The 15,169-nt window shown below is 69.7% G+C and carries 11 protein-coding genes; 4 read left to right on the top strand and 7 right to left on the bottom strand.

Annotation, left to right across the window (positions count from 1 at the left end; translation table 11 throughout):
• Positions 1–57: 57 nt before the first annotated feature.
• Together H7F49_RS08685 and H7F49_RS08690 are read left to right on the top strand one after the other, a co-directional pair.
• Positions 58–1,266 carry a DUF445 domain-containing protein gene (locus tag H7F49_RS08685; RefSeq protein WP_185683201.1) on the top strand — a complete coding sequence of 403 codons (1,209 nt, stop codon included), beginning with the start codon at positions 58–60 and terminating at the stop codon, positions 1,264–1,266.
• On the top strand, positions 1,263–1,796 hold the full coding sequence (locus H7F49_RS08690; RefSeq protein WP_328806625.1) for a GNAT family N-acetyltransferase: 534 nt from the start codon (positions 1,263–1,265) through the stop codon (positions 1,794–1,796). Before H7F49_RS08685 ends, H7F49_RS08690 begins: the two co-directional genes overlap by 4 nt.
• A 24-nt stretch (positions 1,797–1,820) precedes the next feature.
• Here H7F49_RS08690 and H7F49_RS08695 read toward each other — a convergent pair whose 3' ends face one another.
• The 4 genes from H7F49_RS08695 to sucC form a co-directional block, all read right to left on the bottom strand.
• Positions 1,821–2,660, bottom strand: a complete 840-nt coding sequence (locus H7F49_RS08695; RefSeq protein ID WP_185683202.1) for an energy transducer TonB — start codon at positions 2,658–2,660, stop codon at positions 1,821–1,823.
• A 189-nt stretch (positions 2,661–2,849) separates the two neighbouring features.
• The gene (locus H7F49_RS08700) at positions 2,850–3,779 is read right to left on the bottom strand and encodes an electron transfer flavoprotein subunit alpha/FixB family protein (RefSeq protein ID WP_185683203.1); all 930 of its coding nucleotides are present in this window, start codon (positions 3,777–3,779) and stop codon (positions 2,850–2,852) included.
• Between the two features lie 105 nt (positions 3,780–3,884).
• Positions 3,885–4,637, bottom strand: coding sequence for an electron transfer flavoprotein subunit beta/FixA family protein (locus H7F49_RS08705; RefSeq protein ID WP_185683204.1), 753 nt, complete (start codon positions 4,635–4,637; stop codon positions 3,885–3,887).
• A gap of 247 nt (positions 4,638–4,884) precedes the next feature.
• Positions 4,885–6,084, bottom strand: a complete 1,200-nt coding sequence (sucC, locus tag H7F49_RS08710) for an ADP-forming succinate--CoA ligase subunit beta (protein WP_185683205.1) — start codon at positions 6,082–6,084, stop codon at positions 4,885–4,887.
• A gap of 258 nt (positions 6,085–6,342) precedes the next feature.
• Between sucC and H7F49_RS08715 the strand changes: the two genes are divergently transcribed.
• Complete coding sequence (locus H7F49_RS08715; RefSeq protein ID WP_185683206.1) at positions 6,343–7,125, top strand: 3'(2'),5'-bisphosphate nucleotidase CysQ; 783 nt, start codon at positions 6,343–6,345, stop codon at positions 7,123–7,125.
• Positions 7,126–7,379: 254 nt separating this feature from the next.
• Here H7F49_RS08715 and H7F49_RS08720 read toward each other — a convergent pair whose 3' ends face one another.
• On the bottom strand, positions 7,380–8,072 hold the full coding sequence (locus H7F49_RS08720; protein ID WP_185683207.1) for an OmpA family protein: 693 nt from the start codon (positions 8,070–8,072) through the stop codon (positions 7,380–7,382).
• A 303-nt stretch (positions 8,073–8,375) separates the two neighbouring features.
• On the opposite strand from H7F49_RS08720, the gene H7F49_RS08725 reads away from it, so the two are divergent.
• Complete coding sequence (locus H7F49_RS08725; RefSeq protein ID WP_185683208.1) at positions 8,376–9,704, top strand: hemolysin family protein; 1,329 nt, start codon at positions 8,376–8,378, stop codon at positions 9,702–9,704.
• A gap of 114 nt (positions 9,705–9,818) precedes the next feature.
• Here the strand turns inward: H7F49_RS08725 and H7F49_RS08730 are convergent, their stop codons facing one another.
• Positions 9,819–14,513, bottom strand: a complete 4,695-nt coding sequence (locus H7F49_RS08730; protein WP_185683209.1) for an NAD-glutamate dehydrogenase — start codon at positions 14,511–14,513, stop codon at positions 9,819–9,821.
• Positions 14,514–14,660: 147 nt separating this feature from the next.
• Positions 14,661–15,161 (bottom strand): peptide-methionine (R)-S-oxide reductase MsrB, encoded by a 501-nt coding sequence (gene msrB, locus H7F49_RS08735; protein WP_185683210.1) that lies wholly within the window; start codon positions 15,159–15,161, stop codon positions 14,661–14,663.
• Positions 15,162–15,169: the final 8 nt, after the last annotated feature.

Here is a 15,169-nt window from a genome sequence, read left to right on the forward strand (position 1 = left end):
GCGTCGCATCGGTCCTCGCGCCCGGGAGGCGGGGCATCCCCCGATCGGGCCCGGCGGATGCGCCGGGTGGCGACCGGGCTGCTGGTGGCCATGGCCGGGCTGTTCCTGGTCTCGCGCCACCTGCAGCCCGTGCACCCCGCCTGGGCCTGGGTCCTGGCCTTCAGCGAGGCGGCCCTCGTCGGCGGGCTGGCTGACTGGTTCGCCGTCACCGCGCTGTTCCGCCACCCGTTGGGCCTGCCGATCCCGCACACGGCGATCATCCCCGACAACAAGGACCGCATCGCCGATACGATGGCGGCCTTCCTGCGCGACAATTTCCTCACCCCGCCGGTGATCGCCCGCCGCCTGCAGGACCTCAACCTGGCGGGTGCGCTTGGCACATGGCTCGCCGATCCGCGCTCTTCGGACGGATCGCGGCTGCGGGCCGGGGCGGGAGAGCTGGCGGCCCAGGTGCTCGAATCGCTCGATCCCGAACGGCTTGGCAGCCAGGTCCGCGGTGGTCTGGTCCGCCAGCTCGGTCGGCTTGAGCTCGCGCCCCTGCTGGGGCGCATGCTGTCAACCGCGATCGCCGATGGCCGCCACCGGCCGGTGATCGGCAGCCTGGTGCGCTGGGCCGGGTTCACGCTGGAAGCCAACGAGGAGTTGGTGCGCGATCTGATCCATCGCCGCGCCAATGCCGTGCTGCGCTGGACCGGGCTTGACGAACGGGTCGCCAACTCGGTGCTGGACGGCCTCTACAAGCTGCTGGCGGAAGTGATCGTCGATCCGGAGCACCCGTTGCGCGGCAAGATCGAGGAGGGACTGCAGACGCTCGCCCAGGATCTGGTCCACGATCCCGCCACGCGCGATCGGGTCGAACAGGCCAAGCGCGATCTGCTCGCCAACCCGGCTGTGGCCGAATGGTGGCAGGGGGTGTGGGAACAGATTCGTGCCGCGCTCATCGCGCTGGCCCGCAATCCCTCGGCCGGCAGCGGCATCCCGTTGAGCGACGGGCTCAGCGATCTGGGCCGCGCGCTACGCGACGATCCGCTGCTGCAGGTCCAGATCAACCGGTTCGCCCGGCGGACCGCGGTGGGCCTGGCCAGCCGCTATGGCGCGCAGATCGTCCAGTTGGTCTCGGAGACCGTCAAGCGTTGGGATGCGACCACGGTGACCGACCGTCTGGAGGGCGCCGTGGGGCGGGACTTGCAGTTCATCCGCATCAACGGCACGCTGGTGGGGGGGCTGTTCGGCCTCGCCATTCATGCGGTGGAGGTGTTCCTGTGATCGAGGCGGATGCCGGACCGCTGCTCCGTGCCGGGCCCTACGAATTGTGGCGGCCGACTGCCGCCGATCATGCCGATCTGCATGCCCTGACGCTCGATCCGGCGATGCGGCGGTTCCTCGGGGGCCACCAGCCTGACGAGGGCGACAGCTTCGCCCGGCTCTATCGCAACGCGGGCAGCTGGGCCCTGCACGGATATGGCACGCTGATGGTGCGCGAGGCGGGACGGCCCGCGCTGGTCGGGCACTGCGGGGTGTTCCGCAGCTGGCGCGGCCTGCCCGGCCTGAACGACGTGGCCGAGGCGGGCTGGATCATCGGTCAGGACTGGTGGGGCCGGGGCGTGGCGACCCAGGTGATGGCCACGGTGCTCGACTGGTTCGATCGGACCCACGGCCGCCAGCGGATCGCCTGCATGATCGAACAGGGCAATGTCGCTTCGGAACGGGTGGCCGCACGGCTCGGCTTCGTGCCCTATCATGAGCACAGCGGCGACAATGGCACCGTGCTGGTGCTTTACGAGCGCCAGCCCTGAGCGATTTCCTGCGTCGCCCGAGGCTCAGGGGATGACCCAGTTGACCCGGCTGGCGTAGAAGCTGACCACGGCGTCCCCCGTCGCCGATCTGGCAGGCGTAAAGCGCGCCCGGCGCATCAGTGCCTTGCAGGTTGTCTCAGCGAAGGTCTTGTCGCGGGCGATGTTCGCCTGCACCGAACAGGCGGTGGGTTTTCCCTGGAGGTCCACCATCAGGCGAAACGCGATGATCGCCTGTTGCCCGGCCAGCAACATGCCCTCGGGATAGTCTTCCGTTTGCAGCCAGCGGTAGGGTGGGGTGGCCGGTTGCACCCGGGTGGCGAGGGCCGCCTGCACTTGCGGATCGAGTCCCCACGATCGGACGAGGTCCGCTTCGCAGCGGCGCATCGCCGCCATCGGCCTATCCATCGGGCCCAGCTTGAAGGTCAGGCGTTGTCCCTTTAGCGCGACCTGCACCTCGGTGACGGACGCCTCGGTGGTCGGCGGAACAGCCGGGGGTGGGCCGGACTTGTCCTCGTTCCAGTCCAGGTTGTCCAGTCGGGCGCTGGCGAAAATCATCGGCAGATCGCCGAGGCGGCCGGTCATGGTCGAAACCTTGACCGGGGTTCCGCCGCTGCCGAAACGGATACGCAGGTCAGGACGGTTGTCCACGGTGGCAAAGCGGCGTCCGATCAGGTTGAACGCGAAGCCGTCCGACGGTTCATAGCGGATGAATTGAAGGAAGTACGGGTCGTTCTCGCTGCCGAAGCGGCGCGACATCACGCAACGGTCCCTGTCGTAGTCCAGCCGCCAGGGGCTGCTCGGCGACAGCAGGTTGCCATTCGCGTTTCCAGCGGCCGTGGCCGGTGAAGCCAGCAGGGCGCCCAAGGCAAGGACCGGGACTGTGGGCCAGGCCCGACAAACAGTTCCACTGACGGCCATGACCACCTCCTGCACCTGTCGCGGAGAGTAACCGGAACAACATCAGTCCTTCAAGACTGAATGGCGTATTGCTTTCGGGACAAAGAAAAAGCCCCGCCGAAGCGGGGCTTTCCTTGTCTCGGCTGTTGTCGGGGTTCACAGCTTGCCCGTCAGCTCCGGCACCAGGGCGAAGAGGTCGCCGACGAGGCCGATGTCGGCGACCTGGAAGATCGGGGCGTCCTCGTCCTTGTTGATGGCGATGATGGTCTTGGAGTCCTTCATGCCGGCGAGGTGCTGGATCGCGCCCGAGATGCCGATCGCGACATAGACCTCGGGGGCGACGATCTTGCCGGTCTGGCCGACCTGGTAATCGTTGGGGACATAGCCCGCATCGACCGCCGCGCGGCTCGCGCCGACGCCCGCGCCGAGCTTGTCGGCCAGCGGGAAGATCACGTCCTGGAAGGTCTGCGCATCCTTCAGCGCGCGGCCGCCCGAGACGATCACCTTGGCGCTGCCCAGTTCGGGCCGCTCGCTCTTGGCGATCTCGGCCCCGACGAAGTGGGACAGGCCCGCATCGCCCGTGCCCGACACCGCCTCGATGCCCGCGCTGCCGCCCGTGGCCGCGGCCTTGGCGAAGGCGGTGCCGCGCACGGTCAGCACCAGCTTGGCGTCGCTGCTCTCGACCGTGGCGATGGCATTGCCGGCATAGGTCGGGCGGGTGAAGGTCTTCGGCCCGTCGATCGAGAGGACTTCGGAGACCTGCATCACGTCGAGCAGCGCGGCGACGCGCGGCGCCACGTTCTTGCCGTGGCTGGTCGCCGGGGCGACGAAGGCGTCATAACCGGCCATCAGCGCCACGATCAGCGGCGCGACATTCTCGGCCAGCGCATGGGCATAGGCCGCATCATCGGCCTTGAGCACCTTGCCCACCCCGGCGATCTGCGCGGCGGCCGCAGCAGCGCCGTCGCAGCCCGCGCCGGCGACCAGCGCGGTCACCTCACCCAGTTGCCCCGCGGCCGTGACCGCCGCCAGCGTCGCATCCTTGACCGACGCGTTGTCGTGTTCGACCCAGACGAGAACGTTCATCTTCGCAATTCCTTTCAACCCATCCCCGTTCGCATCGAGCGAAGTCGAGATGCCTCGCGCAGCGTGTCTCGACTTCGCTCGACACGAACGGAGGAAGGTGAGTGATCAGGCTACGCCCATTTCCTTGAGCTTGGCGACCAGCGTGTCGACATCGGGGACCTTGATCCCGGCCGAACGCACCGGCGGCTCGGCCACCTTCAGCGTCTTGAGCCGCGGCGTCACGTCGACCCCGTAGTCGGCCGGGGTCTTGACCGCGAGCGGCTTGGACTTGGCCTTCATGATGTTCGGCAGCGAGGCATAGCGCGGCTCGTTCAGGCGCAGGTCGGTCGTCACCACCGCCGGCAGCGCGAGCTTCACCGTCTCGAGCCCGCCGTCGACCTCGCGGGTGACCACCACCGCATCGCCCTCGACCACCACCGCCGAGGCGAAGGTGCCCTGCGGCCGCCCGAGCAGCGCCGCCAGCATCTGCCCGACCTGGTTCGAATCGTCATCGATCGCCTGCTTGCCGCAGATCACCAGGCCCGGCGCCTCCTCGTCGGCCACCGCCTTCAGGATCTTCGCCACGGCCAGCGGCTCGACCTCGGCGCCGTCCTCGACCTGGACCAGCACCGCCCGGTCCGCGCCCATCGCCAGCGCCGTGCGCAGCGTCTCCTGCGCCTTCGCCGGACCCACCGACACCGCCACGATCTCGCTCGCCGCGCCCTTCTCCTTCAGGCGGATCGCCTCTTCCACCGCAATCTCGTCGAACGGGTTCATGCTCATCTTCACGTTCGCAAGGTCAACCCCGCTCCCGTCAGACTTCACACGCGGCTTCACGTTGTAATCGATCACCCGCTTCACGGGCACGAGGATCTTCATCGTGGACTGCCCTTCCAGTTGTCGGTCGGCGCCTCTCCCGGGCCGCGATGCCCGTTGCGGGGTGTTTAGCCGATCGATTAAATTCCCGCTGACCCATTGCGCCGCGCGCGGACAAGGTCAAGTCCCCGATCGTACATGGCGCAAAAATGGCCGGGCGGGTCCGCCAGCCCGACCAACGTCGAAGGGCCCCGCCGTTGCCGGCGAGGCCCTTCAGGAACCGAATGGCTGACTGGACCCGTTGGGCCGGTCAGGCGGCCTTCTTGACCTCGGCCACGATCTTCGCGGCGGCATCGCCCAGATCATTGGCCGAAACGATCGGCAGGCCCGAATTGTTGAGCAGGTCCTTGCCCTGCTGGACGTTGGTGCCTTCCAGGCGGACCACCAGCGGGACCGACAGGTTCACTTCCTTGGCGGCGGCGATGATGCCCTCGGCGATCACGTCGCACTTCATGATGCCGCCGAAGATGTTGACCAGGATGCCCTTCACCGCCGGATCGGACAGGATGATCTTGAACGCCGCGGTGACCTTCTCGGTGGTGGCGCCGCCGCCCACGTCGAGGAAGTTGGCCGGGAACATGCCGTTCAGCTTGATGATGTCCATGGTCGCCATGGCCAGGCCCGCGCCGTTGACCATGCAGCCGATGTCGCCGTCGAGCTTGATGTAGGCCAGATCGTACTTGCTCGCCTCGATTTCGGCCGGATCCTCCTCGGTCTCGTCGCGCAGCGCCATCACGTCGGGGTGACGGTAGAGCGCGTTCGAATCGAAGCTCATCTTGGTGTCGAGGACCAGGAGGTTTCCATCCTTGGTTTCAACCAGCGGGTTGATCTCGAGCATCGCGCAGTCGAGCGCCATGAAGGCCTCGTAGAGCTGCTTGGCCAGGACCTGGGCCTGCTTGTTGAGCTCACCCTCCAGCTTCAGGCCATAGGCCACGGCGCGGCCATGGTGCGGCATGAAGCCCTCGGCCGGATCGATCACGATCGTGGTGATCTTCTCGGGGGTCGAATGGGCGACCTCCTCGATGTCCATGCCGCCTTCGGTCGAGACGATCATCGCGACGCGACCGGTGGCGCGGTCGACCACCATCGACAGGTAGTATTCCTTGGCGATGTCGACCCCGTCGGTCACGTAAAGGCGGTTGACCTGCTTGCCGGCCTCACCGGTCTGGATCGTCACCAGGGTGTTGCCGAGCATCTCGCGGGCGAAGGCCTCGACCTCCTCGATCGACTTGGCCAGGCGCACGCCACCCTTGGCATCGGCCGGCAGTTCCTTGAACTTGCCCTTGCCGCGCCCGCCGGCGTGGATCTGCGCCTTGACCACATAGAGCGGCCCGGGCAACTGCTTGGCGGCGGCGACGGCCTCTTCCACGGTCAGCGCGGCAATGCCCGCCGGGATCCCGACGCCGAACTTCGCCAGCAGTTCCTTGGCCTGGTATTCGTGGATGTTCATCGCCTTGGCTCTTTCCGCTAATAAGGCCCGGCGGCGGCTGGCCGCGATGGGCGGGAAACCAGTTAAGCGAGCGATTGAATCGCCCTTCAGCGCCGCGCATAGGCGAAGGAAGCGGGCTTGAAAAGGGCCATGACGCTTGACCATGCCGGGATCTGCGAGGAGATGTCAGCATATGCGAAGCATTAGCAAGAAGATCGCTGCGGCCTCGCGGGATTGCCCCCATGATGGCGCCCGTGATGGCGCCCATGATGGCTGGGCGTGATTGATCGCGCGCGCCTGCAGGCGATCGTCGCCGAGGCCGGCCGGATCGCGCTCGATCTGTGGCCGGGCAACGGCCATGCTCCGCAGGTCTGGGAGAAATCGCCCGACAACCCGGTGTGCGAGGCCGATCTGCAGGTCGATCGCTACCTGCGGCGCGAATTGACCCGGCTGCTGCCCGCCGCGGGCTGGCTGTCCGAAGAGACCACCGATGCCCCCGAACGGCTCGACGGCGGACTGATCTGGCTGGTCGATCCGGTCGACGGCACGCGCGATTTCATCCGCGGGCGCCCCGGCTGGGCGGTGTCGGTCGCCCTGATCAGCGCCGGCCGCCCCCTGTTCGGCATGCTCTGCGCGCCGGCCCGCGGTGAATTCTGGCGCGCCGAGGCCGGGCAGGGCGCCTGGCGCAACGGTCGCCGCCTGGTCGCCAGCAGCCGGCGCACGCTCACCGGCGCCCGCGTGCCCGCCGACGCGCTCTCGGCCGAGGACGCCGACCTGGTCCTGGTCGACAAGCCCAACTCGATCGCGCTGCGCATCGCCATGGTCGCCGCCGACGAGGCCGATCTGCTCGCCACGCTGCGCTGGGGCTGGGAATGGGACATCGGCGCCGCCGCGCTGATCGCGCGCGAGGCCGGCGCCGCGGTGAGCGACGCCTTCGGCCAGACCCTGAACTACAACAAGCCCGATCCGCGCGCCTTCGGGGTGCTGGTCACGGCGCCCGCGATCCATACGGCGGCGGTGGGCCGGCTGGCCGAGCGGGCCGCGCGGCTCTCGGCAGGATAGGGTGGCGGCAGGGTAAGGGGCAGCGCGGTAAGCAGCAGCGTCCGGGTCAAGGGTTGGCGCATGCGCTTCGACAAGCTCAGCCAAAGCGGGGTCGGGAAGGGCACCCCGGGACAAGGCCGTGCGATGATTCGATCGGCGGGACGCCCGATCGAGCGGGCCACGCATCCCCGCCAACCCGAGGCGCCCACCCGAGCACTCGCGCCAACGGCGCCCCGGGTCGCCCCGGAGCGCCGCTGCGGCCCTGGAGGCGGGCCTTACTGTCCCGAGCGCGCCCGGGCGACGTCGTCGGTGGTGACCGGCACGATCTTGATTTCCACCCGCCGGTTACGACGGCGCCCGTCGTCGGTGGCGTTGTCGGCCACGGGCATGGTCTTGCCGAAGCCCTGGCTGCGGATGCGCGCGGGCGATACGCCCTGCATCGACAGGTAATTGGCCACGGTCCGCGCCCGGTTTTCCGACAGGGTCTGGTTGTAGGCGTCCGATCCGGTGGAATCGGTATGGCCGTAAACGTCGATCAGGCTGTTGGGATACTGCTTCAAGCTGTCGGCAACCTTGTCCAGCGTGGCGCGGAATTCCGGCTTCAGGCTGTACGACGCGACGTCGAAGGTGACGCCGTCGGGCAGGTTGACCAGGATTGCCTGGCCATTGTCGACCGCCGAGACGTCGACCCCGGACCCGGCGGTCTGTTCGCGCAGTTGCTTGATCTGCTTGTCCATGGTGTAGCCCACCGCGGCCCCGGCGATCCCGCCGATCCCCGCGCCGATGATCCGGCCGGTGCCCCCGCCGATCAGCCCGCCCAGCAGCAGGCCGCCCAGCGTGCCCACGCCCCCACCGATCGCGGTGCGCGACACCTTGCGCTCCCCGGTGTTGGGATCGGTGACGCAGGCCGACAGGCTGACCAGCGAGACAGCGCAGAGGCTGGAGATAAGGATGCGGCTTTTCTTCATGATGCGGTCCTTCCTGGCGGCCGGGACGAACGGCATGTCCAATCCCGGCGGTCTCCTTGACTGTCCTGTGGCCGAACGCCTGTCCGAACGCACGGTCCTCAGTTCGCACCCAGACTGGCGCGTCAAAGATGATCGCGCAATGAACGGCTGCGTGGCAAGCAAAGTTCCCCATTACCTTCGCAACCGGCCCCATGCCCGCAACCGAGCACGCAGCCGACCACAGGGCCGCGCCGGGTCCCCGCCACGTGCAAATCGTCCCGCGCCCCCTTCGCCGCGCGCGCCCTTTCTGCTAGCCCGTAAGGCGTGAACCCAACCGGCGCCCCGTTCCCCTGGTCCGATGTCCTCATCATCGTCGGGCTGATCCTGCTCAATGGCCTGTTCTCGATGTCCGAGCTGGCGATCGTGTCGGCCCGTCCGGCGCGGCTCAAGATCGCGGCCGAGCGCGGATCGCGCGGGGCGCGCTGCGCCCTGGCCCTGGCCGACAATCCCGGCAAGTTCCTGTCGACCGTGCAGATCGGGATCACCCTGGTCGGGATCATCGCCGGCGCCTATTCCGGCGCCAGCCTGGGCGGCCCGGTGGGCGAGCGGCTCGCCGCGGTGGGGCTGCCGGCGCGCTATGCCGATGATGTCGGCTTCGCCCTGGTGATCGCCGCGACCACCTATCTCAGCCTGGTGGTGGGCGAGCTCGTGCCCAAGCAGGTCGCGCTGCGCCTGGCCGAGCCGATCGCGATCATCGCCGCCCAGCCGATGCGCGTGCTGTCCCGCGTCACCGCGCCGCTGGTCTGGCTGCTCGATGGCTCGTCGATCCTGCTGATGAAGCTGATCGGGCTGCGCTCGGCCTCCGAACAGGAGGTGACCGAGGAAGAGCTGCACATGATGTTCGCCGAGGCCACCCGCTCCGGCGTGATCGAGGAGGACGAACGGGCGATCATGACCGGGATCATGCGCCTGGCCGATCGCCCGGTGCGCGAACTGATGACCCCGCGGACCGAACTCGACACGATCGATCGTCGCGCCACCGAGGTGGAGGTGCGGGCCCTGCTCAAGGAATCGCCGCATTCGCTGTGGCCGGTCACCGATGGCGCGCCGGACCGGATCGTCGGCGTGGTCAAGGCCAAGGACGTGCTCTCGGTGCTGCTGGCGGGCAAGCGGCTGCAGGTTGCCCGGCTGATGAAGAAGGCCGAGATCGTCCCCGATCAGCTCGACGCGATGGACGCGCTGCGCATCCTCCAGAACGCCGACGTGGCCATGGCCATGGTCCATGACGAGTACGGCCATCTCGAAGGGGTGGTGACCCCGGCCGACCTGCTGGCGGCGATCGTCGGCGATTTCGCCTCGTACCAGGACGAGGGCGCAGATCCGATGATCGTCACGCGCGAGGATGGCAGCCTGCTGGTTTCGGGCGCGCTGCCGGCCGATGCCCTGGTCAGCCGCTTCGGCATCGCCCTGCCCGATGACCGGGACTTTGCCACCGTGGCCGGCTTCGTCCTGTCGGTGCTCAAGCGGCTCCCCGCCGAGGGCGAACACTTCGTCGAGCGGGGCTGGCGGATCGAGGTGGTCGACATGGATGGCCGCAAGATCGACAAGCTGCTGTTCGCGCGGGTGGAGCCGGAAGCCACGGACGCCGGGTAGCGGTCGCCCTGTTCCGCCGGTCGTCATCCTGAACTTGTTTCAGGATGACTCAAGGACGGAATGGCGGGCGCTGACCCCTCGCGCCAGCGCCCGCCCAATCTCATCAGACGTCTCTCATCGCCCCAGCAGGTTGCGCGCCTGGCTGGCGATCTGAGCCAGCATTGCCGGGCTGGCGCCCAGCGCGGCCTGCGCCCGGGCGACCATGGTGCGGAACTGGCGGATGGCGGTGTCCTGGGCTTCGGCCCAGGCGGCCACGCCGGCCAGCGGGTCGTCCTGACGGCCCGCCATGTGCAGGCGCAGGAAGTCCAGCCGCATCTGCTGGAAGTCGCGCGCCAGACCGGCCACCAGCAGGCGTTCCCACGGATCGGCGGGATCGAGCCGGGCCGCGGTGCCCTGGGCCCAGTCGAGCCCGAGCCGGAAGCCCAGGTCGATGAAGGCCCGGGTCAGTGCGACCGGTTCGGCGCCGCCCTCCCGCGCCAGCCGGGCGAGTCCCACCGAGCCGTCGAGCGCATAAAGCCGGGCCACCTGCGCGGCGAGCTCGGCCGGGGCGCCGATCGCGGTCAGATCGGCCTCGCGGCGGGCGGCCAGGGCCAGCGTATCGCCGGCGAGCAGCGATCCGGCCGCATCGGCCAGGGCCGAGACCCCCGGCAACAGGTCGGCCACCAGCACCGAGGGGACCAGCGTGCCCCCTCCGGCGCGCAGCAGGTCGGCCATGTGCGCGCGGGTCGCCACGGCGGCCTCGGCGAAGAGGCGCAGCCGGGCCGGTTCGGGCATGGCGGTCTCCTCGATCGCCTGCCACAGCCCGTCCAGCCCGAACAGCCGTTCGGCGGCGAAGAAGGCGGCCACGACCTGGGCGGCAGTCGCCCCTTCCTCTTCCATCAGCTCGAACGGGTGGACCATGCCGATGCGGTTGACGATCCGGTTGGCCAGCCGCGTGGCGACGATCTCGCGCCGCAGCCGGTGCGCCTCGATCTCCGGGGCGAAGCGGGTGCGCATCGCCGCGGGGAAGGCGGCCAGCAGCTCGTCCCGCATGGCCGGATCATCGGGCAGGGCCGAATGTTCCAGCGCGTCCTGCACCGCCAGCTTGGCGCTGGACAGGATCACCGCCAGTTCAGGCCGGGTCAGCCCGTGCCCTTCGGCCAGGCGGCGGGTGAAGGTCTCGCGGTCGGCCAGACCTTCGGTGCGGCGGTCGAGCTGGCCGTTGGCCTCGAGCACGTCGATCAGCCGCAACTGGGTCGCGGCGACGGTCGGCCCGCCGGATTCGGCGATCGACAGGGCCAGGGCCTGCAGGCGGTTGTCCTCCAGCACCAGCGCGGCCACGGCATCGGTCATCTCGCCCAGCAGGGTGACGCGGTCGGGCTCGCTCAGGCGGTTGGCGCGCTTGGCCGCGGCCAGGGCGATCTTGATGTTGACCTCCTTGTCCGAACAGTCGACCCCGGCCGAATTGTCGATGAAGTCGGTGTTGTTGCGCCCGCCGGCGAGCGCGAACTCGATCCGTCCGGCCTGGGTGCAGCCCAGGTTGGCGCCTTCGCCGATCACCCGGGCGCGGACCTCGCCGCCGTTGACGCGCAGGGCATCGTTGGCCGGATCGCCGACGTCGACATTGTTCTCGCCCGCGGCCTTCACATAGGTGCCGATCCCGCCGAACCACAGCAGGTCGACCGGGGCCTTGAGGATCGCGGTGATCAGGCTGTCGGGATCGATCGTCTCGGCCTCGATCCCCAGCGCGGCCCGCGCTTCGGGGCTCAGCGGGATTTCCTTCAGGCTGCGCGGGAAGACGCCGCCGCCGGCGCTGATCAGCCCCTTGTCGTAATCGTCCCAGCTCGATCGGGGCAGGGCGAACAGGCGGGCGCGCTCGTCCCAACTGCGCGCGGCATCGGGGTTGGGGTCGATGAACACGTGGCGGTGATCGAAGGCGGCGACCAGGCGGATCGCCTTGGACAGCAGCATGCCGTTGCCGAACACGTCGCCCGACATGTCGCCGCAGCCGACCACGCGCACCGGATCGCGCTGCACGTCCACACCCAGTTCCAAGAAGTGGCGCTGCACCGACAGCCAGGCGCCGCGCGCGGTGATCCCCATGGCCTTGTGGTCATAGCCCTTCGAACCGCCGCTGGCGAAGGCATCGTCCAGCCAGAAGTCGACGCTTTCGGCGATGCCGTTGGCCGTGTCCGAGAAGGTTGCGGTGCCCTTGTCGGCGGCGACCACGAAGTAGGGGTCCTCGCCGTCGCGCACCTCGACTCCGGCGGGGTGGACCACCCGGCCCTCGACGATGTTGTCGGTGATGGTCAGCAGGGTGCGGATGAACAGTTGGTAGCTGGCCTTGCCCTCGGCCAGCCAGCCGTCGCGGTCGCGCGTCGGATCGGGCAGGCGCTTGGGATAGAACCCGCCCTTGGCCCCGGTCGGCACGATCACCGCGTTCTTCACGCGCTGGGCCTTCATCAGGCCGAGGATCTCGGTGCGGAAGTCGTCGCGCCGGTCGGACCAGCGGATCCCGCCGCGCGCCACCGGGCCCGAGCGCAGGTGGATGCCCTCCACCCGGCCGCCATAGACCCAGATCTCGCGCCATGGCACCGGCTTGGGCAGGCCGGGGACCAGCGCCGAATCGAGCTTGAAGGCCAGGGCCTCGGCGGCATGGGCGGTGAAGGCGTTGGTACGCAGGATCGCCCCGACCATCGCCTGGTAGCGGCGCAGCAGGCGATCGTCGTTGATCGCCGCGACCTTGCCCAGCCCGTCGCGGATGCGCGCCTCGGCGGCGGCGACCAGCGCCTCGCGGCCGCTGCGCCCGGGTTCGTGGCGGGCGCGGAACAGGTCGACCAGCCCCAGGGTCACCGCGGGGGCATTGGCCAGGGCCTCGACCACGGTGGCCACGCCGAAGCTCAGGCCCGCCTGGCGCAGATAGCGATACCAGGCGCGCAGCCAGTTGGCCTCGCGCGCGGACAGCCCGGTGCCGGTGATCAGGCGGTTGAAGGCATCGTCCTCGCCCTCGCCATTGAGCACGGCGGCGAGCGCGTCCTCGACCATCGGCGCATGGCGGTGCAGCGCCGCACCCTCGGTGCCGGGCGCGTCAAGCAGGAAGTCGTGGATCGTCGCCAGGGTCTCGCCGCGCGCGGTGAGGGTGGTCGGCACGTCCTCGATCACGCGGAAGCCGAAGTTCTCGAGCGCGGGCACCGCCTCGGTCAGGGCTAGGGTGCCGTGGCGCTGGTACAGCTTCAGGCGCAGCCGGGTGCTGCCTTCGGCAAAGCGGTGGAAGCGCACCGCGCGGCGGGTGCCGCTGTCGCCCAGCCGGCGCAGATAGGCGATGTCGATCGCGGCCTCGGCCGGGCCGTGGTCGCTGCGATAGGCCAGCGGAAAGGCCTCGGCATAGCGCCCGGCGAGCGCAGCGGCGCGGGCCGGCTCCTCACTCTTGGCGATCTCGGCCTCGACCGCCGCGGCCCAGCCGCGCACCAGCGCCTGGAGCTGCGCGTCGAGCGACTCCTCCTCGGGCACCTTGGCATCGACCTCGAGGTCCAGCACGAAGCGCAGCAGGGCGAGCGGCCCTTCGATCTCCATCGACCAGTCGAGCACCGGCGCGGCGCAGCCCTGTTCGACCAGGGCCTGGATCTGCAGCCGGGTGGCGGTCGAGATCGTCTCGCGCGGGAGCCAGACAAAGACGAACAGGTGCCGGGCGAGCGGCGCGGCGACCACCACCAGCCGCGGGCGCGGCCGGTCGACCAGGCTCATCATGGTCGTCGCGGTGCGCTCCAGATCGCCGTCGTCGAACGAGATGACGATGTCGTGGGGCAGGGCGGTCAGGGCATGGACCAGCGCCTTGCCGGCATGGCCGCCGGGATCGAACCCGAACTTCTGGGTCAGCGCGCCCAGTTGCTGGCGCAGCCGCGGGACGTGCATCGGCGGGGCGGCGAGGGCGGCGCTGGTCCAGATCCCGGCATGGACCGACAGCGCGGTGACCCGCCCCTGATCGACCACCGGCACGATGAACAGGTCCAGCGGGGTGCGGCGGTGGACCGCGCTGATCCGGTTCGACTTGACGATCAGCGGCGCGCGCGCGCCGGGCTGCTCGAACCAGGCGAAGGCGCGCTGGTAGGAAATGTCGCCCAGGATCCCCCCGGCATCGCGGCGGCAGATGCCCAGGGCATCGGCGACGGTGCCGTCGCGCCGGTAGGTCAGATGGCCGAGCTGCGTCAGCATTCCGTCCTTCAGCCAGCGCAGCAGGGCCGCGCCCTCGCTGTCGGCGGCGCGGTCGGCGTCGGCGGCCATCGCGGCCTGCATCGCCGGCCAGTCGCGCACCGCGGCATGGACATCGCCCAGCGTGTCGGCCAGCGCCGCGGCCAGGGCCTTGCGGCCGCGCGCGTCGATCCGTTCGGCCTCCATGTAGATCATCGATTCGCGCCGCTCGCCGACCGCCGCCGGGCCCTCGGGCAGGTCGGTCAGGGCATGGCCGGCGTCGCGCCGCACGGCCAGGACCGGGTGGACCAGCCGGTCGATCCCGATCCCGCGCGCCGCCACGGTGCTGGCCAGCGAATCGACCAGGAAGGGCATGTCGTCGTTGATCACGGCCACGCGCATGAAGCGCCGCTGCCCGGCGCCGTCCCCCGATACCGTCTCGATCGCGATCGCCGGTTCGCCGGGCGCCCGGCGCGCCGCCGTGGCCAGGACGAAGGCGGCGGCGGCGTCGAGCGCCTCGTCGCCGAGCGGCTGGTCGCCGGGCAGCATGGCGGCCCGCAGGCGCGCGGCCAGCCGGGGCTGCAGCGCCGCGACCGGGGACTCCGGCCGATCCTCGACGGGGACGGTGGCGCGCTTGGTCATCGGATTGGTCCTCTCGTACGGGGTGGACGGTTGGCCCGTCCGTTGTGAAGAATCCCGTCAGCCTGCCCTTAAGCCCTTGGACCTTACCATGCGGAGTAAGGCGGTCTCGGGGTCAGTTCCGACACGACTGTAACGAATTGCGCAGATTCAGCCGGGGACGAAGCGCAGCGCCACGCCGTTCATGCAGTAACGGTCGCCGGTCGGCATCGGTCCGTCGTCGAACACGTGGCCCAGGTGGCCGCCGCAGCGGGCGCACAGCACCTCGGTGCGTTCGATCCCCAGGCTGCGGTCGCTCTGCTTCACCACTGCCCCGGGCAGGGGACGCCAGAAGCTGGGCCAGCCGGTCCCGCTTTCGAACTTGGTGGACGAGGCGAACAGGGCATGCCCGTCCGCCGCGCAGACGAAGGTCCCGCGCCGGTGCTCGCGCAGCAGCGGCGAGGTGCCGGGCCGTTCGGTGCCGGCCTCGCGCAGGATGTGGAACTGTTCGGGCGTCAGGCGGCGGCGCCACTCGGCCTCGCTGAGCTGAAGCGGCCAGGTGCGGGGCGGGCGGTCCGCCCCGCTGCGCGCGGAACCAATCCGCGGCGCTGCCAGGGCCAGCGCCGAAGCGCCGCCCAGCAGCATGAGGAACGCACGGCGGTCAGGGGTCATCGCTGGTC

The organism is Novosphingobium aerophilum, from assembly GCF_014230305.1.
Classification (GTDB): domain Bacteria; phylum Pseudomonadota; class Alphaproteobacteria; order Sphingomonadales; family Sphingomonadaceae; genus Novosphingobium; species Novosphingobium aerophilum.